The 21224-nt window shown below is 62.6% G+C and carries 22 protein-coding genes and 1 tRNA gene; 17 read left to right on the top strand and 6 right to left on the bottom strand.

What is annotated here, in order from left to right:
- Positions 1–8: 8 nt before the first annotated feature.
- The 3 genes from ABEA23_RS07110 to ABEA23_RS07120 are packed head-to-tail and all read left to right on the top strand — an operon-like array spanning position 9 to position 3104.
- Complete coding sequence (locus ABEA23_RS07110) at positions 9–764, top strand: ABC transporter ATP-binding protein (RefSeq protein WP_345477371.1); 756 nt, start codon at positions 9–11, stop codon at positions 762–764.
- Complete coding sequence (locus ABEA23_RS07115; RefSeq protein ID WP_345477372.1) at positions 761–2647, top strand: FtsX-like permease family protein; 1887 nt, start codon at positions 761–763, stop codon at positions 2645–2647. The genes ABEA23_RS07110 and ABEA23_RS07115 overlap by 4 nt, the downstream gene beginning before the upstream one ends.
- Before the next feature lie 10 nt (positions 2648–2657).
- Positions 2658–3104 (top strand): SRPBCC family protein, encoded by a 447-nt coding sequence (locus ABEA23_RS07120; RefSeq protein WP_345477373.1) that lies wholly within the window; start codon positions 2658–2660, stop codon positions 3102–3104.
- A gap of 1 nt (position 3105) precedes the next feature.
- Here ABEA23_RS07120 and ABEA23_RS07125 read toward each other — a convergent pair whose 3' ends face one another.
- The gene (locus ABEA23_RS07125; RefSeq protein ID WP_345477374.1) at positions 3106–3777 is read right to left on the bottom strand and encodes a hypothetical protein; all 672 of its coding nucleotides are present in this window, start codon (positions 3775–3777) and stop codon (positions 3106–3108) included.
- A gap of 83 nt (positions 3778–3860) precedes the next feature.
- On the opposite strand from ABEA23_RS07125, the gene ABEA23_RS07130 reads away from it, so the two are divergent.
- Positions 3861–4499 carry a TetR/AcrR family transcriptional regulator gene (locus tag ABEA23_RS07130; RefSeq protein WP_345477375.1) on the top strand — a complete coding sequence of 213 codons (639 nt, stop codon included), beginning with the start codon at positions 3861–3863 and terminating at the stop codon, positions 4497–4499.
- A 105-nt stretch (positions 4500–4604) separates the two neighbouring features.
- Positions 4605–5087: a DUF3995 domain-containing protein gene (locus ABEA23_RS07135; RefSeq protein WP_345477376.1), complete on the top strand. Its 483-nt coding sequence runs from the start codon at positions 4605–4607 to the stop codon at positions 5085–5087.
- Positions 5088–5161: 74 nt separating this feature from the next.
- On the opposite strand, the gene ABEA23_RS07140 is transcribed toward ABEA23_RS07135, so the two are convergent.
- Positions 5162–5779, bottom strand: coding sequence for a TetR/AcrR family transcriptional regulator (locus ABEA23_RS07140; protein ID WP_345477377.1), 618 nt, complete (start codon positions 5777–5779; stop codon positions 5162–5164).
- 65 nt (positions 5780–5844) lie between these two features.
- Here ABEA23_RS07140 and ABEA23_RS07145 point away from each other — a divergent pair, with 65 nt between their 5' ends.
- Together ABEA23_RS07145 and ABEA23_RS07150 are read left to right on the top strand one after the other, a co-directional pair.
- A complete protein-coding gene (locus ABEA23_RS07145) occupies positions 5845–6378 on the top strand; it encodes a DnaJ family domain-containing protein (RefSeq protein ID WP_345477378.1) in 534 nt (177 codons plus the stop codon).
- A gap of 390 nt (positions 6379–6768) precedes the next feature.
- Positions 6769–8016 (top strand): ATP-binding protein, encoded by a 1248-nt coding sequence (locus ABEA23_RS07150; RefSeq protein ID WP_345477379.1) that lies wholly within the window; start codon positions 6769–6771, stop codon positions 8014–8016.
- 250 nt (positions 8017–8266) lie between these two features.
- Here the strand turns inward: ABEA23_RS07150 and ABEA23_RS07155 are convergent, their stop codons facing one another.
- Positions 8267–8482 (bottom strand): hypothetical protein, encoded by a 216-nt coding sequence (locus tag ABEA23_RS07155; protein WP_345477380.1) that lies wholly within the window; start codon positions 8480–8482, stop codon positions 8267–8269.
- A gap of 303 nt (positions 8483–8785) precedes the next feature.
- Positions 8786–8861, bottom strand: a tRNA-Lys gene (locus ABEA23_RS07160).
- 356 nt (positions 8862–9217) lie between these two features.
- Here ABEA23_RS07160 and ABEA23_RS07165 point away from each other — a divergent pair.
- From ABEA23_RS07165 to cutA, 9 genes are all read left to right on the top strand, one after another.
- Positions 9218–9859 (top strand): hypothetical protein, encoded by a 642-nt coding sequence (locus ABEA23_RS07165; protein ID WP_260072841.1) that lies wholly within the window; start codon positions 9218–9220, stop codon positions 9857–9859.
- A 55-nt stretch (positions 9860–9914) separates the two neighbouring features.
- Positions 9915–10154 carry a hypothetical protein gene (locus ABEA23_RS07170; protein WP_345477381.1) on the top strand — a complete coding sequence of 80 codons (240 nt, stop codon included), beginning with the start codon at positions 9915–9917 and terminating at the stop codon, positions 10152–10154.
- 1 nt (position 10155) lies between these two features.
- Positions 10156–11718, top strand: a complete 1563-nt coding sequence (locus tag ABEA23_RS07175) for a sodium:solute symporter family protein (RefSeq protein WP_345477382.1) — start codon at positions 10156–10158, stop codon at positions 11716–11718.
- Positions 11715–12521 carry a spermidine synthase gene (locus tag ABEA23_RS07180; RefSeq protein ID WP_345477383.1) on the top strand — a complete coding sequence of 269 codons (807 nt, stop codon included), beginning with the start codon at positions 11715–11717 and terminating at the stop codon, positions 12519–12521. Before ABEA23_RS07175 ends, ABEA23_RS07180 begins: the two co-directional genes overlap by 4 nt.
- 155 nt (positions 12522–12676) lie before the next feature.
- On the top strand, positions 12677–13762 hold the full coding sequence (locus ABEA23_RS07185; RefSeq protein WP_345477384.1) for a BMP family lipoprotein: 1086 nt from the start codon (positions 12677–12679) through the stop codon (positions 13760–13762).
- 38 nt (positions 13763–13800) lie between these two features.
- Positions 13801–15393: an ABC transporter ATP-binding protein gene (locus ABEA23_RS07190; protein ID WP_345477385.1), complete on the top strand. Its 1593-nt coding sequence runs from the start codon at positions 13801–13803 to the stop codon at positions 15391–15393.
- Entirely contained in the window at positions 15390–16628 is a 1239-nt protein-coding gene (locus ABEA23_RS07195; RefSeq protein WP_345477386.1) for an ABC transporter permease, read from the top strand. The genes ABEA23_RS07190 and ABEA23_RS07195 overlap by 4 nt, the downstream gene beginning before the upstream one ends.
- A complete protein-coding gene (locus ABEA23_RS07200; protein WP_345477387.1) occupies positions 16625–17911 on the top strand; it encodes an ABC transporter permease in 1287 nt (428 codons plus the stop codon). Before ABEA23_RS07195 ends, ABEA23_RS07200 begins: the two co-directional genes overlap by 4 nt.
- 20 nt (positions 17912–17931) lie before the next feature.
- Complete coding sequence (gene cutA / locus ABEA23_RS07205) at positions 17932–18324, top strand: divalent-cation tolerance protein CutA (protein ID WP_345477388.1); 393 nt, start codon at positions 17932–17934, stop codon at positions 18322–18324.
- 96 nt (positions 18325–18420) lie between these two features.
- Here the strand turns inward: cutA and ABEA23_RS07210 are convergent, their stop codons facing one another.
- Together ABEA23_RS07210 and ABEA23_RS07215 are read right to left on the bottom strand one after the other, a co-directional pair.
- The gene (locus ABEA23_RS07210; protein WP_345478640.1) at positions 18421–20088 is read right to left on the bottom strand and encodes a sodium:solute symporter family protein; all 1668 of its coding nucleotides are present in this window, start codon (positions 20086–20088) and stop codon (positions 18421–18423) included.
- A gap of 5 nt (positions 20089–20093) precedes the next feature.
- Positions 20094–20414, bottom strand: a complete 321-nt coding sequence (locus ABEA23_RS07215; RefSeq protein WP_345477389.1) for a DUF4212 domain-containing protein — start codon at positions 20412–20414, stop codon at positions 20094–20096.
- 291 nt (positions 20415–20705) lie between these two features.
- Here ABEA23_RS07215 and ABEA23_RS07220 point away from each other — a divergent pair, with 291 nt between their 5' ends.
- Positions 20706–21218 carry a hypothetical protein gene (locus ABEA23_RS07220; RefSeq protein WP_345477390.1) on the top strand — a complete coding sequence of 171 codons (513 nt, stop codon included), beginning with the start codon at positions 20706–20708 and terminating at the stop codon, positions 21216–21218.
- The last annotated feature ends 6 nt before the right edge of the window (positions 21219–21224 follow it).

Below are 21224 nucleotides of genomic sequence, written 5' to 3' on the forward strand. Positions count from 1 at the left end.
GAGACCCTATGCATTCCGCCCCAGCTGTGGCCCATGCACCGGCCACAGCCGTACATCTGAGCGAAGTGACGAAGACCTACCCTGATGGTCCCGTGACAGTTCGTGCACTGAATCAGGTCTCCCTGGGGCTGCGATCCGGATCCTTCACCGCGGTGATGGGTCCTTCTGGATCGGGAAAGTCAACCCTGCTCAACTGCATCGCAGGCCTAGAGACTCCGGATTCGGGCAGGATCCTCATTGGTGACGTGGAGGTAACTCGGTTATCAGGGGACGCACTGACCCGGTTCCGCAGAGATCACGTAGGTTTCATCTTCCAGTCCTATAACCTCATTGATCACCTGACGGTGGTCGAGAACATACGCCTTCCGCTCATGCTCGCTGGAAGAAAAGCAGATCCCGAATGGGAAAAGGCACTGATCCACGCAGTCCACTTGAATGGTAAAGAGCATCGGTTACCCAGTGGACTCTCCGGTGGTCAGGCTCAACGAGTCGCTATTGCCAGGGCCATGATCACCCGCCCCAGCGTGATTTTCGCTGACGAACCAACCGGTGCGCTTGATTCTCACACCGGCCAAGAGATCCTGGAGCTACTCCGCAAGACGGCGGCATCGGTGGGTCAGACTGTAGTGCTAGTCACCCACGATGCCCGCATCGCCAGCGCTGCAGAACAGGTACTTTTCCTGGCCGACGGATCATGGGCCGGGCATCTGGTGGCGCCCACGCCGGAGGAGATCACCTCTTACGTGATGGAGCTGGGGACATGACAGGTACCTTTGCTTACGCCCGGTCCTCCGTACGGACCCATCGTGCCGCACTCGCCGGAGGGTTCGCCATCATCCTGCTCTCGACTCTGCTCATCACGGTGACGGGAACATGGCTGCAGGCTGGCGTGGAACTCAGCGGCGCTGGAAACTCCCACCAGAGTGGCGAGCTGCTGGCACTAGCCAGTTCTTTCGCGGGTACCACGGTGGTCATCACACTGTTCATCGTGGCATCGGTCTTTACGCAGGCCCTGCGCCCGCGTGCTCAGCAACTGGCACTGCTGAGAACTATAGGGGGTACTGCGGGACAGATCCGCCGGCTCGTCGCTGCGGAAATGTTCCTGCTCTTTGCGCTGTCATCTCCGCTGGGAATTCTGGCCGGCTCTTTAGTAGCTCCAGTGCTCAGCGGAACGCTTTCGGCCGCAGGAGCAGTGCCGGTAGGGTTCACCCCCGCAGTGTCTCCGTCAGCCATTTTTGGCACGGTCCTGCTGATCGGCCCAACGGTTCTTTTCTCCGCTTTCCTCGCAGTTCGCTCGGTGACGCGATCAAGCGCCATGCAGGCTACGCGGGAGAACGTGGTGGACGCTCCCTCGCTGGGGAGAGGCCGGGCTATTACTCCCATCACGCTGACGGTGCTGGGGGTGGGGAGTGCCTGCGTTCCTTTCGTCGTGAGCGGGTTCGTAGGGACGGCCAGCGCAGCAAGCTCGGCGATCCTGCTGGTGATCGCAGCAGCGGTGGGAGGGTCTGTCGTGATCAGTACCTGTGCGCGGTGGCTTGAACGCGTTGTGCTTGGACGCATGAATGTGTCACTGGATTTGGCGGTCAGGGCGGCACGTGGCTACTCCCGACGGTTGACGGGCGTCATCATTCCGCTTGCGCTGCTGGTGGCGCTGGGACTGGTTCAGACCGGTTCAGGAGGCCTCGCAGCTCAGGCTGGAGAAAAGCAGTTGGAGACCGCAATGCGGGCGGACCTTGTGGTGGAGGAGGCTGACCTGGAGACCTTGGAGCTGGTCAAGGGGGCCTCTGGGGTGGAGTCGGTGGGAGCTAACACATCCATTCCGGCATCGGTCCGGACCGACCGGGACGAGCCCACCGGTATCGGTTTCCTGGATGCCCTGTCCTGGGAGGCCTCGGCTCTCACGGTGTTCCCGGGTGAGGAGTTCGTGGCTCCTGAGGTGACGCGGGGTTCCCTGGATGACCTTGCCGATAGGCACGCGGTGGCCATGAGCACAGACATGGCAACGATGCTGTTCGCTCCGGTTGGCGGCACCATCGAGATGGAGCTCGCTGGCGGTGAGTCGATCGACGCCAGGATCGTGGCGGTGTACGACGGCAGCTTCGCGTTCGGGGACTACCTGGTCGGCCCGAGTTTTCCTGGGGCAGACTCACCCGAGGTCAGGGACTTGTTCATCCTCACCGACGATGGTGTGACCTTCGAGGTGCAAAATCGGCTTCGTTCACTTGGAGTCGAGACCATGAGCGGCCAGGCCTATATTCAGCACACGGTGGAGGCAGCCGCCGGCGAGCAGCTCCTGTCAACGGGCGCCACCCTCATACTTCTTGTGTTCATCGGTCTTGCCGCTGCTAACACGCTGGTCATGGTGACCGCGTCACGTCGCGGAGAGTTTCGGCTCTTGCGCCGTCTGGGGACGACGTCGGGCCAGTTGTTGACCATGTCCATGGCGGAGTCCCTGTTCGTAGGTGCCACCGCGATTATCCTCGGCACCGCTTGCGCACTGCCTGCACTCCTGGGAATCTCGTGGGGACTATTGGGAAGCGTAGCCGTGGGGTTCAGTCTTCTCACCTTTGGCCTTCTGGCCATGACGGTGCTGGTGGTTGCGGTCTGTTCCATGGTCCCGGCCACAGTGTGGCAGCGCCTCGGATAGTCTGAGTGATATGACAGAGCAGCAGGTGGTGACCGCCAGCGGTGTGATCGAGGCGCCGGCAGATGTGATCTTCGAACTCATCGCAGATCCGGCCCGACAGCCCGAATGGGACGGCAACGACAATCTCACTAGCGCCAACCCGGGACAACGTGTGGGAGCCGTGGGGGAGAAGTTCCTTATGACGCTGACCAGCGGCAAGACCCGCGAGAACCATGTGGTCGAGTTCGCAGAGGGCCAGCTCATCGCCTGGAAGCCGTCGCCCATCGGCAAGCCTCAACCGGGGCATCTGTGGCGCTGGGAGCTCAAGGCCCTGGATGCGAACCGTACAGAGGTGGTCCACACCTACGATTGGACCCAGCTCGACGATCCCGATCGACTGGAGCGGGCGCGGAACACCACCTCGGAGAAGCTTGAAGCGTCCATCCTGCGATTGAAGAAGGTGGCGGAGGCGGTCTAGCTCATCCCGCAGTGGGGTTGCTGTCGATTCTTGTGTCGCTCGCCTGCCGGATGCCCCACAGGGCACAGGCCGCCCCGAGCATGATGCCGTGCGTGATGCGGAGGTTTTCCGGGGCGAAGAACTGTGGCAGATAGAGGGCGATGAGTACCGCCAGTGGCAGGCCGGTCCAGCGGATAGACGCTGATGCCCAGGTATCACGAGCCAGGAGGATCGTTGCTACAGCAGCGACGAGCAACCCGGTGCCGAAAAGCGCTAATGCGGTGGGCTCCGCCCGGAGAGATCCTTCCAGGGTGACCAGGGTGAGGTCATCGCGTTCTTGTGCTGCTGCCCCCAGAATGTGGAGGCCGAAAGTCTCTGCACCGTAGAAGGGCAGTAGCGCGGCAATCCCCAGGGTGAATAGCAGCTTGGTCGACAGGTGCACGGTATGTGCTGCGATCACTGCTGCGGCAAGCAGTGCCCAGCCTGCCATTCCGCTGACATGCGAGATGACCCAGAGGGGGTCGGCGAAGGCTTCGGCCATGGCCTCGGTATTAACGGTGCCGTCGCCGTCGGCCTCTTTATCGCCCCAGGGGCGCAGGAGCGGGAAGGCCGCGAAGGCCAGACCCGCAAGAATTGCGAAACTGGCCGCGAGCCGACCGTCCTGGCTCGAAGGGCCCGCAGTGTGTGGGCGCATGTCGACTCCTATCTCAGTGAACACTGATCACTCAATGAGAGTAGCACGCTGGTGAACAGCGTTCACTGAATTAAGATGGGCAGATGGCAACCCGCAGTGAATCCAAAGAGAACACCCGACAGTTGCTGCTGCAAGCGGCGAGGGAAGCTGTAGCTGGTCAGGGCTCGGCGGCATTGTCGCTGCGAGATGTTGCCCGGCGAGCCGGCGTGGTGCCCTCGGCGATTTACCGGCATTTTGAGTCCCGTGACGCTTTGTTGACTCAGTTGATCCTGGACGCCTACACGGGGTTGGCGGAGTCTGTGGAGGAGGCTGCGTCCGGTAGTAGGAGTCCGGCTTCCTGGCGTAGTGCGGCACAGGCCTTGCGCACCTGGGCGTTGCGAAACCAGCATGAGTTCCTGCTGATCTACGGCACCCCGGTTCCCGGGTATCGCGCACCGGACGTGACGACTGCCGCAGCGGCCCGGGTGGCAGCTGTGTTCATTTCCAGCACCCCGGACTCCTTGGAGCTGCCTATCGACTCAGCACTGCGCGAACAATTGGCAGCTCCGGCAGCGGAGTTCGGGGTTTCGGCGGAGCGTTTGGCCCATGCCTTGGCTGATGTCTCCCAGCTGGTGGGCGCACTCATTCTGGAACTTGGGGGTCATTTCGTCGGCACCGCGGACCCCGCCGATCACCTCTGGGACCACATTCTCACCGCGCAGTCTCGGCGCCTGGCTGGCTAGCACGTAGGCGACAGCGATGCGACGACCTGTACCGGCGACTGTGCAGCCAAGCGTCATCGCCGTCGGTCGGGCATTTGCGGATTCCCCTGGCAGTAGCATGAGCCCATGGTTCCTCGCCGCACCCGCGCAACTGTGTGGTTCTGGATTGCGGCCGCCTTCGGTATAGCTCACGCAATCCCCAGCTTCTATTGGGCGTTCGGCGGCACGCTGCTGCTGGAGACAGTCGGTCAGTGGGCGGTTTCTGCGAGCCGAGACCAGCCCGAATTGGTCACCTTCGGACTGCTCGTGGTGGGTGGAGTGAAGCTCGCAGCTGCGCTTATTCCCTTGCTGGCGGATCAACAGCTCCTCCCGCTGGAAGGTTTGTGGCGCGGCATTTCCTGGGTCGGTGGGCCGATATTGGTGCTCTACGCCGCGTTGAATATGATCGGCGCCGTCATCAGTCTCGCAGGATGGGTTGACGTCGCCGGTGCTGACCACACGGCCCTATGGAGCCGTCTCCTGCTTTGGGAGCCGCTATTCTTCGCCTGGGGTGCGGCGCTGACCTGGGCTCTCATATGCAGCAGTCGCTCTCGTGAACCTCTGAAGTGATGTCGGGAGTTGCCCCTGAACCGTTGGGAACCTGAGTGGAGGCAGAGGATGCAGCGCAGAGGGCCAGCCTCAACTCACAATTTCGCAGGGTCTCCGGCTGAAGTGAAGAGTCGGTCGAGGTAGGTGTCGATGGACTTCAGTGCGGCATCTGCGTCGATGACGCCAAGTTCCAGCAGCGGTGTGAAGCCCGTGAGGGCGAGGAGTAGATCGGTCTCCACCACCGGGTCGCGGTCGTCGTCAATGTGCCCATCGGTGATTGCCTGTCGGATGAGGCGCTCGACCATGGCGCGGCCGGCCTGCATTCCGATCCGGGCCTGTGCCCTGAGCTCCTCGTCGTGCAGAGCTTCGAGGACATAGGCGGCGCTCATGCGGCTGGTCACTCGGCTGTCGGAGTGCAGCGGGAGCATCTCGGTGAGGACAATGCGCAGGACTTCCCTGGGGTGTCCTGCCGGGTCGAGGTCCTGCAGTCGATCGCTGATGCGCGAGGACGTCTGGGCTGAGGCGTGGTCCATGGCAAAAGTCAGCATCGCCGTGCGGGAGGAGAAGTAGTGCTGCACCTGTCCGAGTGAGACCCCGGCCTCGCGGGCCACCTCGCGCATTGTTGCCTTGGCCCAGCCATGCTTGTCGACGACGTGCCAGAGAGCGCGTGAGATGTGTTCCTGTCGGTCCCGGTGGTCTACCTGCTTGGGCATTCTGTCCTCCTCTGTTTTTCATACGCATGACATAATACAGTTGACTTGAAAAGGGAGGAGGAACCATGCAGCAGTGGGATTCATCCGCACGCTTCTGTGACCCAGCAGCTTTCGTCGTCGACATCGAGGTGACTATTGCACTCATGGCCGACTATCAGATCCGCAAGGCCACTGAGCGCGGCGAGTTCGACGATCTTCCAGGCAGCGGCGAACCGCTTGAGCTTTCAGATCACTATGATCCTGACTGGTGGTTCAAGAGCTTGGTCAAGCGTGAGAAGCTCGCGCTCCTCCCGCTTTCGGTGGAGCTCCGCAGAGAAGACGCCCAGCTGGAAGTTGCACTTGACCGGCTGCTGGATGAACAGGCCGTGCGGCACGAGGTGGAGGGCTTCAATCAGCGTGTGATCCGCGCTCGTTATGAGCCGCCGGAGGGGCCGCCGCTGCTCACCATGCCGCGAGATGTTGATGCGACCGTAGCGGCATGGGCCTCCCGGAGGGCGGAGCGGATCCAGAAAGCCAAATCTGAGGCGCGCGAGCGGGCTGAACAGGCGCAGAGGGAAGTGCGGCCTTCATGGTTTCGGCGGTGGTTCACGCGCGGTTGATCAGGGGTAATCCCAGTGCTGCTCACGCGGGACGCCTGCCACCTTGTAGAGGTGGTCGCGGAACTTTGTGCCGGAGGGGCTGTCGGTCCTCGCGAATCGGGCAGGATCAACAAATGTTGCAAGAGGTCCTTGCAAAATTGCCGTGGTGCCACCACGGCATCAGGCCTACGACCTTGAACACGTCTGTAGGCCTTCGGGGTCGACGAGGTGAACCTCGCGTGCAAGCTTGCGGAACTCCACCGTCCCGAACACTGGAGGAACTTTTGCTCCACGTTTGGAGCCAGTCATACCCTCTTACTCGCCAGAGGCCCGTCGCCCTCATGCAGAGGATGTAGTGCTGAACCTGCAGAGAATGTAGCGTAAATGATGCAGGGAATGTAGCGTAGGGACATGTCCTACTCGCCTCGCAGTGTTGACACTCTCCTGGATGATCTGCTGCAAGAAGCCCCCGCTGTCGCACTCGATGGGCCTAAGGGTGTCGGGAAGACTGCGACCGCGTCCCGTCGCGCTCAGCATGTCTGGAACATGGAGATCCCTGAGCACCGGGAGCACATTATGGCCGATCGAACACTGGAGAACCTTCCACCGGGGACCTTGTTCATCGATGAGTGGCAGAACTATCCCGATTCCTGGAATGCTGTGCGCCGGGCCGTGGACAACGGCGCCGAGCCCGGACGCTTCGTTCTGGCCGGAAGTGCCACACCTCGACCGGGCAGTGGAACCCACAGTGGCGCTGGCCGGATCCTTTCGGTCCGGATGCGCCCCATGGGCCTGCATGAGCGAGGACTCGTAACCCCCAGCGTGAGCTTGGGGCAGATGCTCTCTGGGGCAACCCCTGAAATCGCGGGCTCGACCGACTTTTCTATTAGTGACTATTACGACGCGATCGTGGCCAGCGGTTTCCCTGCGATCCACAACAAATCTCCTCGGATGCAGAAGAGCTACCTCGACTCGTATCTGCAGAGAGTCATCGACCGAGACCTTCCGGAACAGGGCCACGCTGTCCGCCGTCCCGGTACTTTGATGCGGTGGTTGAAGGCGTATGCTGCCGCATCTTCCACCACCTCCGCCCAGCAGAAGATTCTCGATGTGGCCGGCGAAGACGGTGAGCGACCGGCCCGGACCACAGCCAATACTTACCGGGAGTTCCTGACCAAGCTGTGGCTGCTTGATCCCATTGAGGCGTGGAGCAACGAATCCAATCCCTTCAAGCAGCTTCAGACGGTGCAGAAGCACCAGCTTGCCGACCCCGCTTTGGCGGCACGGTTGATGGGTCTGACCTCTCGTCGTCTTGCAACTCCTGCCGCCGCAGACAAGGCCGGGAAACTCTTTGAATCCCTTGCTGCACTGACCGTGAGGGTGATTGCGGAGACCGACGGCGCCTCAGTGGGCCATCTTCGCTCCTATGACAATCGGGAGGAGGTTGACCTCATCGTCGAAGGCGATGAGGGCCAGCTCATAGGCATTGAAGTCAAGCTCTCGCCTGATTTCCGAGACCACGACCTCAGGCACCTGAAGTGGCTTCGTGAACGCATGCCTGATGACGTAGTCGACCTCATGGTCATATCAACAGGCGAAAGAGCCTACCGGCGCGCTGACGGCATCGCCGTCGTGCCTCTGGCCCTCCTCGGGCCTTGAGTAAATGCACACGGATACGCTCCCGGGCACAGTTCTGGCCTAGAATCTTCTAGGTGCGGCACCCTTCAATAACCGTCCGAGTTATTGACGAATCCCAGGTCGTAGGCACGCGCCAGAACATCGTTGTAGTCACCTTCAGGATCTACCTTCTGGGCAACTTCGCAGATGGCCATCGACTGTTGTCCGCTGATCGGACTTCGCGACTGCCTTGTAGGCAACGGAGATTGCATTCCAGCTGCTGTACTGCTCATTACTCATGCGAAATGCCTGCCACTTCGTAGAGATGGTTGCGGAGCTTTGGGCCGGAGGGCTGTTGATTCCGCCGAGCTAGAGGTTCGAGGTACTGGGCCAGCTTCGTGGGCGAGGCGATCAGTCCAGCCCTGTGTGCATCGCTGAGCACATCCCCTACAAGTGAGAGATCCTGGTTAGCCTCCACTAGATCAGCGATCATGCGCTCAGCTCTCATGACCGGCAGGCCATCGACCCTGCTTATGTCCTCGCGAGATAGTGACCTTGTGCGCAGACGTAGGTCACGGAGTCGGGTGCCCCGTCGTGGCATGAGGGAAGCGCGTGGCATCGATGCTCGACTTAGCGCCGCGATATAGGAGCTGCAACATCACCGCAGAGTGCTGAGGATGTAAGCGTAGCGCCGTTGATCTAAGGCATCCCGCGCCGCTGCTGTGGTGCAGGAAGCGCCACCAAAACTGCCACCAGGGGCAGGCGGAAACCGCAGGCTAGAGGCCGCGGAACGTCCCTGACCGGGATCTAATGGTGGGCCCTGCGGGGCTCGAACCCGCGACCAGCGGATTAAAAGTCCGATGCTCTACCAACTGAGCTAAAGGCCCTGGTCTTAAGGAATGTGGCCAAAAAGGCCAGACTCCATCGTAGCGCACCGGCTCAGCCGCAGACTATTCGTCCTCGTCATCGGTGATCTGAGTGCTCAGCAGCAGCGCCAGGGCAGCGGAGGAGGCGAAGACTGGAGCCAGCAGGTGTGAGGTATCTGCCGCCGTCGTCGTCGTTTCCGTCATGTTCCGTCCTTGCGCTCTATTTGCTGCTCAGGCTGATGTGTCGGCAAACACTCTAAAAACGCTCAGCTGGATACTTCCTGCAGAGTTCCTGGAGGAATACGACGACAGCGGCAAGCCTGGCACCTCAGCGTCGACCCCGGCATAATGGGCTGCCCGAAAGGAGGCCTGAACTTATGAGCGCCAGATCTGCAGGATCCCCTCGCTACCGCCGTCCGGCCTACAGCGATCCAGCTACCTTCGACCGTCGTGAAGGCGGAGCCGACCCGGCCGATATCTCGCAGGCCGCCCATGACACCGCCCACGCGCTGGTGACCCGCGGCCGCAATGCCGCAGACCCGGAGGCAACCGCGCGGTTCGTCCGGCTGGCTGAGACTGAGGGCCTGGAAGCCATCGCTGAACTGTGGTCCCATTCACCACCCCGCTCACTGGCCGGCTCGCTCTGGCGGATCTACGCGCTGCGCTCAGCGGTGCAGAAGAACCCGCAGCGCATGAGCGATTACTACCGGCTGGGTCGCTCCCACTCAGCCCCGGCGGCCATCGCCGGTGTACCCGAGCCCCCTACTGCGGAGGAAATGACCCGCCTGGCAGACCAGGTGCTGGCCGGGATGTACTCCGGTGAGGTGGATGTGGCCTTTGACCGGGCAAGCGCCTTCTGCCGCGTCATCGCCCGCGGTCAGGCGCTGTGGGCGGATAGGCACGCAGATGTCAGCCCCCAGGACGCGCGTCGGCTGACTGCCCGGGCCTCGCAACTGGTCACCACCGCAGAGGAACTGGAGTCCAGTGCGCGGGCCTACCGGGCCGGCACTCTGGACTGATGCGTATGTCGCGCATCACAGGGTGCACTGCCAGCAGCGACTAGACTCGCCACCTGTGAGCCATTTCTCATCCTCCACTCAGGCGCCCTCAGTTGAGCCCAGTGCCACCACGCCTCGCCGGATCCGGCGTTGGCTGCTGGCGGCAGTAGCGGTCATCATCGTGCTGATGTATCTGGTGCCCTACACCCTGCTCAGCGATATCAACGCCTGGTACGGCAGCTTCCTTTTCTGGACGCTGACCACCCTGGCAGTGCTGATCATCAACGCCGTGTTGGCCTTCGGCTGGGAGGACTGAGATGGACGCCTCCTGGATCTGGCTCGGCGTGGCCATTTACGTGGTCATCGCACTGGCAGCCGCAGTACTCTCCCGCCGCGGTACCTCCCGCACGATGTCCGACTACTTCTTGGGCAGCCGGCGGATGGGCGGCTTCGTCTCCGCCATGAGCTACTCGGCCACCACCTATTCGGCCTTCATGATGATCGGCCTGGCCGGGCTGACCTACGCCGGGGGAGTAGGGGCACTGGGCTTTGAGCTGCTGTATCTATGCGGTGTCACGCTGATGCTCATCTTTGGTCCGCGTTTCTGGCGGGTGGGCCAGGCCTATGGCTACGTCACCCCCACTGAGATGATCGGGCATCGCTACCGCAGCAAAGCCGCAGGTGCGACGACGGCGCTTGCCTCCTGCCTCTTCCTGATTCCCTATGCCGCCGTTCAGCTGGCCGGTGTCGGCTACTTGCTCTCGGGCATGTCCGGCGGTGCCATCACTTTCACCCAGGGCACCACTGTGGCCACAGTGCTGGCCATCATCTTCGCCATGGTCGCCGGGCTTCGCTCTGTGGCCTGGACCGACTCCCTGCAGGCGGTCGTGATGATCGTCAGCGCTTCCCTTGTGGTGATCTTGGTGATCAGGCAGCTCGGCGGGCTCGGGACCTTCTTTGACCGCCTCGCCGCTGATCCCGGCGCGCTCAGCGTCCCGGGCACCGGGTACTTCACCTTCAGCACGTTCCTGGCCTTGACCTTGCCGTGGATCTTCTTCATGATCTCCAACCCGCAGGTCAGCCAGCGGCTCTATACCCCCGGTTCCCTGCGCGATCTGCGCCGGATGATGCTGGGCTTTATGGCCTTCGGCTTCATTTACACCATGATCACCGTGGTCTGGGGGCTCACCGCTCGGCTCGAGTTCCAGGACCTTGCCTCCGGCGATCAGGCCACCCCCACGCTGCTGGCCTCAGGGCTGGTTCCGCTTCCGTTGGGCATCATTGTGATGGTGGGCATCATGGCTGCAGCCATCTCCACCATCGACTCGATCATGCTCACGCTGTCCTCCATGGTCAGCCGCGATGTCTACGCCCCGGCCGCCCGTCGCCTCGGCAGTGACGAACACACCTCAGCCGAACACACCTCAGCGGGACACTCCGCCGAGGGACGCCAACTGCTGGTGGGCAAACTTGTCATCCCGGTCATCGCCGTCCTGGCCTACGGTTTCGCGCATCTGCAGCTAGACCTGATCGCAGTGCTCTCAGTCTCTGCGTCGGCAGGCCTGCTGGTGATGGTCCCGCCCATCATCGGTGCGTTCTTCTGGAAGCGCGGCACAGCAGCAGGTGTGATCACCTCCGTGCTGGTCGCCGGCGCCATCGTGCTCTACCTCGAAGCCACCAGCACCCGGTTCCTGGGCCAGGGCAGCGGCGTCTGGGGAATCCTGGCGGCCACCAGCGTCTTCATCCTGGTCAGCCTGGCCACCCGAGCACCGGCTGAACACGCTGAAGACTTCATCAAGACCTCACGACGACGCCGCAAGGCCGGGTCTGCAGAGCCGACTCCCGCCGCCCCGGCCATCGCCACGGGGTCACAACGGTGACCAACCCGTCACTTCCGCAGAGCACCCGGCTGAGCTTCTCCGGGAAAACCGCCGAACTGACCCGGGACACCTTGACCGATTCCGGTGTGGTCTTAAGCATCGGCGGTGCCGAACAGTCCCATGTGGAGGTCGCTGATCCCAGCTTCCTGCTCCATGACTACATCCGCCGCATGCGCGCAGTGCTGAGCAACACGCTGACCGCCGCCCCAGCCACCGCCCTGCACTTGGGAGCAGGGGCTATGACCCTGCCGCGCTGGCTGCAGCAGCGCTGGCCGGAGATCGCTCAGACGGTGCTGGACATCGAGCCGGAACTGGTGGACTTCGTCCTTGAGCACCTACCCCTGGAGCCCAGGCCGGAGAACATTGTGGCCGATGCTGCAGCGGCCACCGCCCCTGATGGAGTACTTAGTGGACGCCGCTTCGACGTCGTCGTCGTTGACCTGTTCAATTCCGCTCAGGCGCCGGAGCCCATCACCTCCGCGGAGTTCTTTGCGCAGGTGATGCAGCTGCTGACCCCTGCTGGAAAGATGCTGATGAACTTCGGCGATGAAGCAGATATGAGCTTTGTCCGCGGGCTGGTGGGCAGACTTATGCAGGCGGTTGAGATGGGCGGATTCTCCTCTGAGCAGGCGCTGCTGAACGCGCCCGATGCCGTGCTGGGTGCCGCTGAAGAAGGCAATCTGGTCTTCGCCGTGGCCGCCGAGCGCGCATTCACCGATGCTGAGCTCTCGCGCATCTGGGCAGCCGGGCCGCATCCGGGTGAGGTGCTCACCGGCTCGGAACTGCAGCAGTGGTGCCGGTAGCTTTTCCTGCGCGAGGCGGGCATGATGTGGTCTCCACTACACTCATCAATGCTGAACGGCAAAGAAGCCGTGAAACACCGGCGCAATATTGATGCAGGAAACTGGCGTAATATTCCGTCATCACCTCACTCACTCGCACACCTGAGGAGCACCCCATGAAGAGGTCTTTCAAGACCAGTGGCGCGCTTGCCGCCACCGCAGCCGCCGCGCTGATCCTTTCCGCCTGCGGAGAGGCCCCAGATGAGGCCCCCGAGACAGACGAGTCCGCACCGGCAGCTGAAGAAGTTGATTTCAAGGCCTGCCTGGTCTCTGACGAAGGCGGTTGGGACGACCGTTCCTTCAACCAGTCCGCACACGAAGGGCTTGAGGACGCCATCGCTGATCTGGGCATCGATCACGCTGAGGCGCAGTCCACCGCCGAGTCTGACTACGCGCCCAACGTGGACACCATGGTCCAGCAGGGCTGTGACCTGGTCTTCGGCGTGGGTTTCATGCTGGAGGAAGGCCTGACGCTGGCCGCCCAGGACAACCCTGATACCACCTTCGCGCTGATTGACTCCTACTTCCAGGAGGAGCTGGAGAACGGCAAGCCGCTGGTCTTCAACACCGGTGAAGCTGCCTACTTGGCCGGCTACGTGGCTGCAGCCGTGTCCGAGACGGGCGTGGTGGGCACCTGGGGCGGCATCCAGATCCCCTCGGTGACTGTCTTCATGGATGGCTTCGCTGATGGTGTGGAGCGCTACAACACTGACAACGACGCCGATGTCCGCGTGGTCGGCTGGGACAAGGACTCCCAGCAGGGCTCCTTCTCCGGAGACTTCTCCAACCAGACTCAGGGCCGTGCTGTGACTGAGCAGCTGCTGAGCCAGGACGCTGACATCATCATGCCCGTGGCCGGCAATGCCGGTGTGGGCGCAGGCCCGGCCATCGAAGAGGCTGAAGCCAAGATGATCTGGGTGGACTCTGATGGCTTCGAGTCCACTGACTACGGCAACGTCATCCTGACCTCCGTGCTCAAGGAGATCAGTGCCGCCGTCTACGCCACCATCGAAGAGGGCGTCAACGGCGAGTTCACCACCGAGCCCTACATCGGTACCCTCGAGAACGAGGGCGTGGGCCTGGCCCCCTTCCACGACTTCGACTCTGAAGTCCCCGATGACGTGAAGGAAGCCGTAGAGCAGATCCGCCAGGAAATCATCGACGGCGAGACCGTTGTTGAGTCCGAGAACGCACCTTCCTGATCCGCACACCCCCACCACTGAATGCCGAAGCCTGATTGATGAAGCTTGAGCTGAGGGGAGTCACCAAACGGTTCGGCTCCTTCACCGCCAATGACCGGATCAGCCTGACCGTCGAGCCCGGGGAGATTCATGCCCTGCTCGGCGAGAACGGTGCCGGCAAGTCCACGCTGATGAACACCATCTACGGGCTCTACAGCCCGGACGAGGGTGAGATTCTGCTCGATGAGCAGCCGGTCAGCTTCAACGGTCCAGGCGACGCCGTGGCCGCCGGGATCGGCATGGTGCACCAGCACTTCATGCTGATCCCGGTGTTCACCGTCACCGAATCAGTGGCCCTGGGCTATGAGCCCACTAAAACCGCCGGAATCCTCGACTTCGCTCAGGCCCGACAGAAGGTCCTGGAGATCTCCGCGCGCTTCGGTTTCGATGTGGACCCTGATGCCCGCATTGAAGATCTTCCCGTGGGCGCTCAGCAGCGGGTGGAGATCATCAAGGCACTCTCACGCGATGCCAAGATCCTCATTCTCGACGAGCCCACGGCAGTGCTCACCCCACAGGAGACCGATGAGCTGATCGCGATCATGCGTCAGCTCAAAGAAGCCGGCACCAGCATCGTCTTCATCACCCACAAACTGCGTGAAGTCCGCGCCATCGCGGACCGAATCACCGTCATCCGGCGCGGCAAAGTGGTCGGAGACGCCAAGCCGGAATCCACCGAAACAGAGCTGGCCAGCCTCATGGTGGGCCGTGAGGTCAGCCTCACCACCGAAAAAGCTCCCGCGGATCCAGGGGAAATCAGCTTCAGCGTGAAAGATCTCACCGTCCTCGACGCCGCTGACAAAGTGGTCCTCGACGACGTCAGCATCGATGTCCACCGCGGGGAGATCCTGGCCATCGCCGGTGTGGACGGCAACGGCCAATCCGAGCTGGCAGAGGCCATCCTCGGCACCCGCACTCCGGTCACCGGAACCATCACCCTGGATGGTCAAGATCTGGCAGCCCTGAACGTGAAGCAGCGCCTGCGCGCAGGTCTCGGCTTCGTTCCCGAAGACCGCTCCACCGACGGCGTCATCGCAGGCTTCTCCATCACGGAGAACTACGTCCTGGACATGTATGACCAGACTCCCTACGCCGCAGGACCCGGCAATATCGCCCTGAAGCCCGCCGCGATGCGCGAGGCCGCCCAGACTCAGGCCGAACGTTTTGACGTGCGCATGGGCACCGTAGACGACCCCATCTCCAGCCTCTCCGGAGGTAACCAGCAGAAAGTGGTGCTGGCCCGTGAGATGAGCCGTGACCTGCGGCTCTTCGTGGCCAGCCAGCCCACGCGCGGTCTCGATGTCGGATCGATCGAATTCGTCCACCGCACCATCATTGAAGAGCGCGATAAGGGCACGCCCTGTGTCATTGTCTCCACTGAACTTGATGAGGTGCTCAACCTCGCTGACCGGATCGCGGTGATGTACCGCGGGCGGATCGTCGGTATCGTGCCCGCCGGTACCAGCCGGGATGTCCTGGGTCTGATGATGGCTGGGGTTCCCGCGGAAGAGGCTGAGAAGCAGGCAGCAGAACACCACACCGTGCTCGCCGAGGCCGATGACATCGCCGAGGCAGAGGAGGAACAGCAGTGAGCGAGCAGAAAACGCCCTTCGCTGACGCCGAAGGACGGCTCTCCCGGGCTCTGCGGGAGATGACCCAGAGCTCCTGGCTGGTGACGCTGCTGGCCGTCGTCGTCGCCCTGGTAGTCGGTGGCGTACTAATCCTGGCCGCTGACCGCGACGTCCAAGCCACCTTGAGCTATTTCTTCTCCCGCCCCGGTGACTTCTTCGAGATAGCGTTCAACACGCTGCGGGATGCCTATTCCGCGCTGTTCCGCGGTGCGGTCTTTGACTGGCAGGCTCCCAGCGCTCAGCGCTCCTTCCGTCCGATCACTGAGACCATGGTCTACTCGGTGCCGCTGATCCTGGCCGGACTCGGCATCGCCATCGGATTCCGCTCGGGCATGCTGAATATCGGTGGCCAGGGCCAGATCATCCTCGGTGCTACCTCCGCAGGATTCCTGGGCTACGCCGTCTCGCTGCCCACCGGTCTGCACCTGCTGCTGGCCGTAGCCGGCGGCGTACTCGGCGGAGCCATCTGGGGCGGCATCGCCGGTGTGCTCAAGGCCCGTACCGGCGCTAATGAGGTGATCGTGACGATCATGCTCAACCACATCGCCATCTACCTGCTGGCCTGGCTGCTGAAGCAGCAGTGGTTCATCCAGACAGGCTCCAACCAGCCGCTGTCGACAGCAGTAGATAACTCCGCCCGTCTGGCCGGACTCCTGGGTCCTGGTTTCCGCCTGCACGCCGGCTTCCTGGTGGCCATCCTGGCAACCTTCGCCGTGTGGTGGCTGCTCGAACGCTCCACCCTGGGTTATGAGTTCCGTGCCATCGGGGAGAACCCCGACGCCGCGCGCACTGCCGGCATCAACGTGCCCAAAGCCACCGCACTGGTGCTGGTCATCGCCGGTGGCCTGGCCGGACTCGGCGGTGCGATGCATGTGCTGGGCACCGAATACCGGATCGGCTCCGGTGTGGCCGGAACCCTGGGCTTCGATGCCATTACTGTGGCATTGCTGGGTCGCTCCAAACCCTTGGGAACATTCCTCGCAGGCCTGCTGCTGGGCGGTCTGCGTGCCGGCGGCGTGCTCATGCAAGCCCAGACCGGAACCCCCATCGATATTGTGCTGGTGCTGCAGGCGGTGATCGTGCTGATGATCGCCGCACCCCCATTAGTGCGCACCATCTTCCTGCTGCCCACTGACGGCAAGCCCGCCCGCCGCACTAAGAAGAAGACCACCACCACACAGGAGGTGACCGTATGAGCGCCCCCGCTGTCCAGGCTGAACCGCTTCAGGAGGCCGAGGCGCACACTCGGCCCATCGCGTGGAAGTACCCGGTCACCTATGTGATCCTCGCGGGGCTTTCGGTCATCTTCGCCATCGCAACACCGGCCGGAGCCCGCACCAACTTCCGGCTCTCCTCCGGTGGGGACTTCTTCGAGATTCCGCTGGTGGAGCTGCCGTCCCGGCCGGCCGGCTGGGTCTTCGCCCTGCTGATTGCCGCTCTTGCTGCCTTGGCTGTCCACCAGGCTGTTCAGCGGATCCGCACCGGCATGTGGCTGCCCATCCTGGTCGGGGTGTTCTTTGTCCTGGCGTTCCTCGTATGGGCCGGTGCTGATCGTGGTGCGGTGATCCCGCTGGTCACCATGCTCACCGGTGCCTTGGCGCTCTCAGTGCCGCTGATCTTCGGTGCCATGTGCGGCCTGGTGGGCGAGCGCTCCGGCGTGATCAATATCGCCATCGAAGCTCAGCTGCTGGCTGGCGCCTTCCTGGCCGCCGTCGCCGCCTCTTTCTTCACAAGCGCCTACCTGGGCCTGCTCTTCGCGCCGATTGCCGGTGCTTTGGTGGGTGCCCTGCTGGTCTTCTTCGCCGTGAAGTACCAGGTCAATCAGATCATCGTGGGTGTGGTGCTCAATGTGCTGGTCCTCGGTCTGACCGGGTTCCTGTTCTCCACCGTGCTGACCCAGAACCCCGAGCTGTGGAACGCACGCCAACAGCTGCCGCGACTGCCCATCCCAGTGCTCTCGCAGATCCCGGTCATCGGCCCGGTGTTGTTCAACCAGACCATCCTGGTCTACCTGATGTATGCCATCGTCGCTGTCCTCAACGTGTTCCTCTTCCGTTCCCGCTGGGGTCTGCGCACCCGCGCAGTCGGTGAGCACCCCAAGGCCGCAGATACCGTGGGTATCAAGGTCAACCGCACTCGAGTGATCAACGTCATCCTGGCCGGCGCTATCGCCGGGCTCGGTGGGGCCTTCTTCACCATTGGCCAGGGACTGGCCTTCGGCAAGGAAATGTCCGCCGGGCAGGGCTTCATCGCGTTGGCTGCCATGATCCTGGGGCGCTGGCACCCCACAGGTGCCATGCTGGCCGCACTGCTTTTCGGCTTCTCCACCAGCTTGGGCAATACGCTGTCCACCATGGGAACCCCGGTGCCTTCCGAAGCACTACTGATGCTGCCCTATGTCATCACGATCTTCGCGGTGGCTGGTTTTGTGGGCCGAGTGCGGCCCCCCGCAGCCAACGGTGAACCCTACGTCAAGTAGGTATCTAGACAGGAAGGGCCGTGCAGCAGACACCCGCACCAGGAGAATCATCCAGGATTGGTGCCAGTGACGCAGCAGATTCGGCTGCGGCACTCGCCGTCATCGTGCAGACCACGGTGGGCTCCGAAACCGAGGCCAGGGAGCTGGCCGGTCGCGCTCTAGAGGCCCGACTAGCAGCCTGCGCCCAGGTCAGCCAGATCCGCAGCCTGTACCGCTGGGCGGGTGAGATTCAAGATGAGGCAGAACAACTGGTGAGCTTCAAGACCACCAGGGACGCCGCCGTCGAGCTCTGTTCTCTGCTGCAGCGCGAGCACAGCTACGAGGAGCCCGAAGTGGTGGTGCTGCCTATCATCGACGGCAGCGACGGCTACTTGCGGTGGCTTGAGGAAAGTACCCGGCCAGGCACTGCCTGAGCCGCACTCCCGCGTCCTGACCTGCGCCGATACGCAGGTGGCCCCGCTCCGGAACTGGAGCAGGGCCACCGTTGAAGGTAGATCGAATAAGGGAAGCTAGACGCCGGTCGTGACCTTGCGGGTCTGCGGGTAGCGAATCTCTTCCACCATCTCCTGGACCTCCGCACTGGGCGGACGGGTCAGGCTGGAGACGATCATGGTCACCGCGAAGTTCACCATTGCACCGATAGTGCCGATGCCCTCCGGGGAGACATTGAAGATGTGCTCATTGGCGCTGGTGCCGAAGATCTCCAGGGTGTAGATCATGTAGCTTGCGCTGAAGATCAGACCCGTGAGCATACCCGCCGCGGCGCCCTTGGCATTGGCTTTCTTCCAGAAGATGCCCAGTATCAGGATCGGGAAGAAGGTCGACGCCGCCAGGCCGAAGGCGAAGGCCACCACCTGGGCCACGAAGGCCGGTGGGTTCAGCCCGGCGAAGATCGCCACGATCACCGCACCGGTCATCGCCAGGCGGCCCACCAGCATCTGGGTCTTCTCCGAAGCCTTCTCCTTGGAGATCATCCGGTAGTAGATGTCGTGGGAAGCAGCCGAGGAGATCACCAGCAGCAGACCAGCGGCCGTGGACAGTGCCGCCGCCATACCGCCTGCGGCCATCAGACCCACAATAGGTGCGGGCAGTCCGCTGATCTCCGGGGAGGCCAGCACCAGAATGTCGTTGGAGACAATCAGGTCAGCTCCGGAGGCCGCGCTGTTGGACACCGTCTGAATCACACCGTCAGTGGAGTTCAAGGTGACATAGCCGGCGTCGGCCCATGGTTGGATCCAGCCCGGAAGGTCATCAGCAGTGGCGTTCTGGGCGGTGCGCAGCAGGTTCAGGTTGGTGAAAGCGCCCACTGCCGGAGCTGTGAGGTAGAGCAGCGAGATAAAGAACAGCGCCCAGAAGGCGGAGAACCGCGCGCCGCGCACCGTCTTGGTGGTGTAGAACCTGATGATCACGTGCGGAAGGCCTGCTGTACCCAGCATCAGCGAGGCAGTCACCAGGAACACATCCAGCTGCCCACCGGGACGTCCGGCGAAAGCGTCGGTGAACTCATGGAGACCGAACTGCACGCGCAGGGCATCCAGTTCAGCCAGGATAGTGCCGTAGGTGACCTGCGGGACCGGGAAGCCGCCGATGGCCTGTGAGACCGCCACCGCGGGGATCAGGTAGGCGATGATCAGCACAATGTACTGAGCCACCTGGGTGTAGGTGATGCCCTTCATGCCACCGAGCACCGCGTAGAAGAAGATCACTGCGGCTGCCACGACGACGGCCCACTCGGCAGAGAGCCCGAGGAAGCGTGCGAAGACCACACCGCCACCGGTCATCTGGCCCACCACATAGGTGAAGGAGATGACGATGGCGCAGATCGCGGCCACTACGCGCACCGTATCGCTGTAGCGGTCACCGACGAACTCCGGAACGGTGAACTTGCCCCATTTGCGCAGGTAGGGAGCCAGCAGCAGAGCCAGCAGGACGTAGCCGCCTGTCCAGCCCATCAGGTAGACCGAACCATCGGAGCCGAGGAAGGCGATCATGCCGGCCATACCGATGAAGGAGGCCGCACTCATCCAGTCCGCGGCCACCGCCATGCCGTTATAGAGCGTGGGGACGCCCTGGGAGGCGACGTAGAACTCTTTGGTCTCCTTCACCCGGGATCGCCAGGCGATGAAGATGTAGATCCCGAAGGTCAGGATCAGGAAGAAGAATGTCCAAAACTGCATATCGCTCACAGTCGCTTCCCTTCCTCATTGCGCTCGGAGACCCCGAACTCATCATCGATACGGTCCATCCACAGCGCGTAGACCAGGATCAGGATCACGAAGGTGTAGATCGATCCCTGCTGGGCGAACCATAGGCCCAAGGGGAATCCGAGAATCTCGATGGTGTTCAGCGGTTCGATGAAGATCACGCTGAGGCCCAGCGAGACGAAGGCCCAGATGGCCAGCAGCACCACCAGGACGCGGACGTTTTTCTTCCAGTAGCGCTGGCGCCAGCTTGAATCCTCCGCTGGCGGGCCGGAAGTGCTCTCTTGCGTCACATCGGACACGGGAGGCTCCCTTCATGTGCTTCAGTGCGAATGGCCCGCATCAGGGGCAGGCCGCACCCGGTTGGATGCTTGCCACTACCACACTCTAGTGTGAGGTGGATCACAAGGACTTATATATCGGACGGCCGGTCTGTGTTTCCGGACGGCCTTTCTGCGGCCGCGAGCGGGCGGCGAGGGGCCAGGTGCCGCTCATCGAGAGAAAACCGCCGTTTATAGGTCAGGTGGCACCTCTGGGCAGGTCGACACCTTCGAGGCGATGATTGTGACCTGAATCACCCCTAGGATGCTGCTATGACCGCTACCGCGCAGAAGAAGCCAGCACGCTCCACGGCGGGTGTGGAAGACCGCGGACTCGCAGGGGTCTTTGCCCGTCTGAAGGAAGGCCGCAAACACGGATACGGTGTCTTCCATCTGGGAAGTTGGCCCATGCTGATCGGCGGAATGATGATGATCATCTCCGCGTTCCTGCCCTGGGTCTACGTTTCCCTCACTCAGGGACTCATCGGCGAATCATTCGTCCTGCGAGGCACCGATGGCCCCGGGGTGCTGACCCTTTCCGTGGGGTGCCTGGCATTCGCCGGAGGTTTTGTGCCGCGGCGTCGGCTGGCTATTGCTCACGCCGCCATTCCGGGACTGGTGGTTGCCGCGATCGCCCTCCTGCAGGGGTGGAACCTGATCGTCGCCAATGCCTCCACCCAGTGGGGCTCCTTTATGCCCGGCATGGGGCTTGTGCTTGCCGGCGGTGGCGCAGTGCTGCTGATCCGTGCCGCGTGGAGTATGTGGAAGCGCTGGCCCGCCGCCTAAGGCTGG

The organism is Nesterenkonia rhizosphaerae, from assembly GCF_039544555.1.
Lineage (GTDB): Bacteria > Actinomycetota > Actinomycetes > Actinomycetales > Micrococcaceae > Nesterenkonia > Nesterenkonia rhizosphaerae.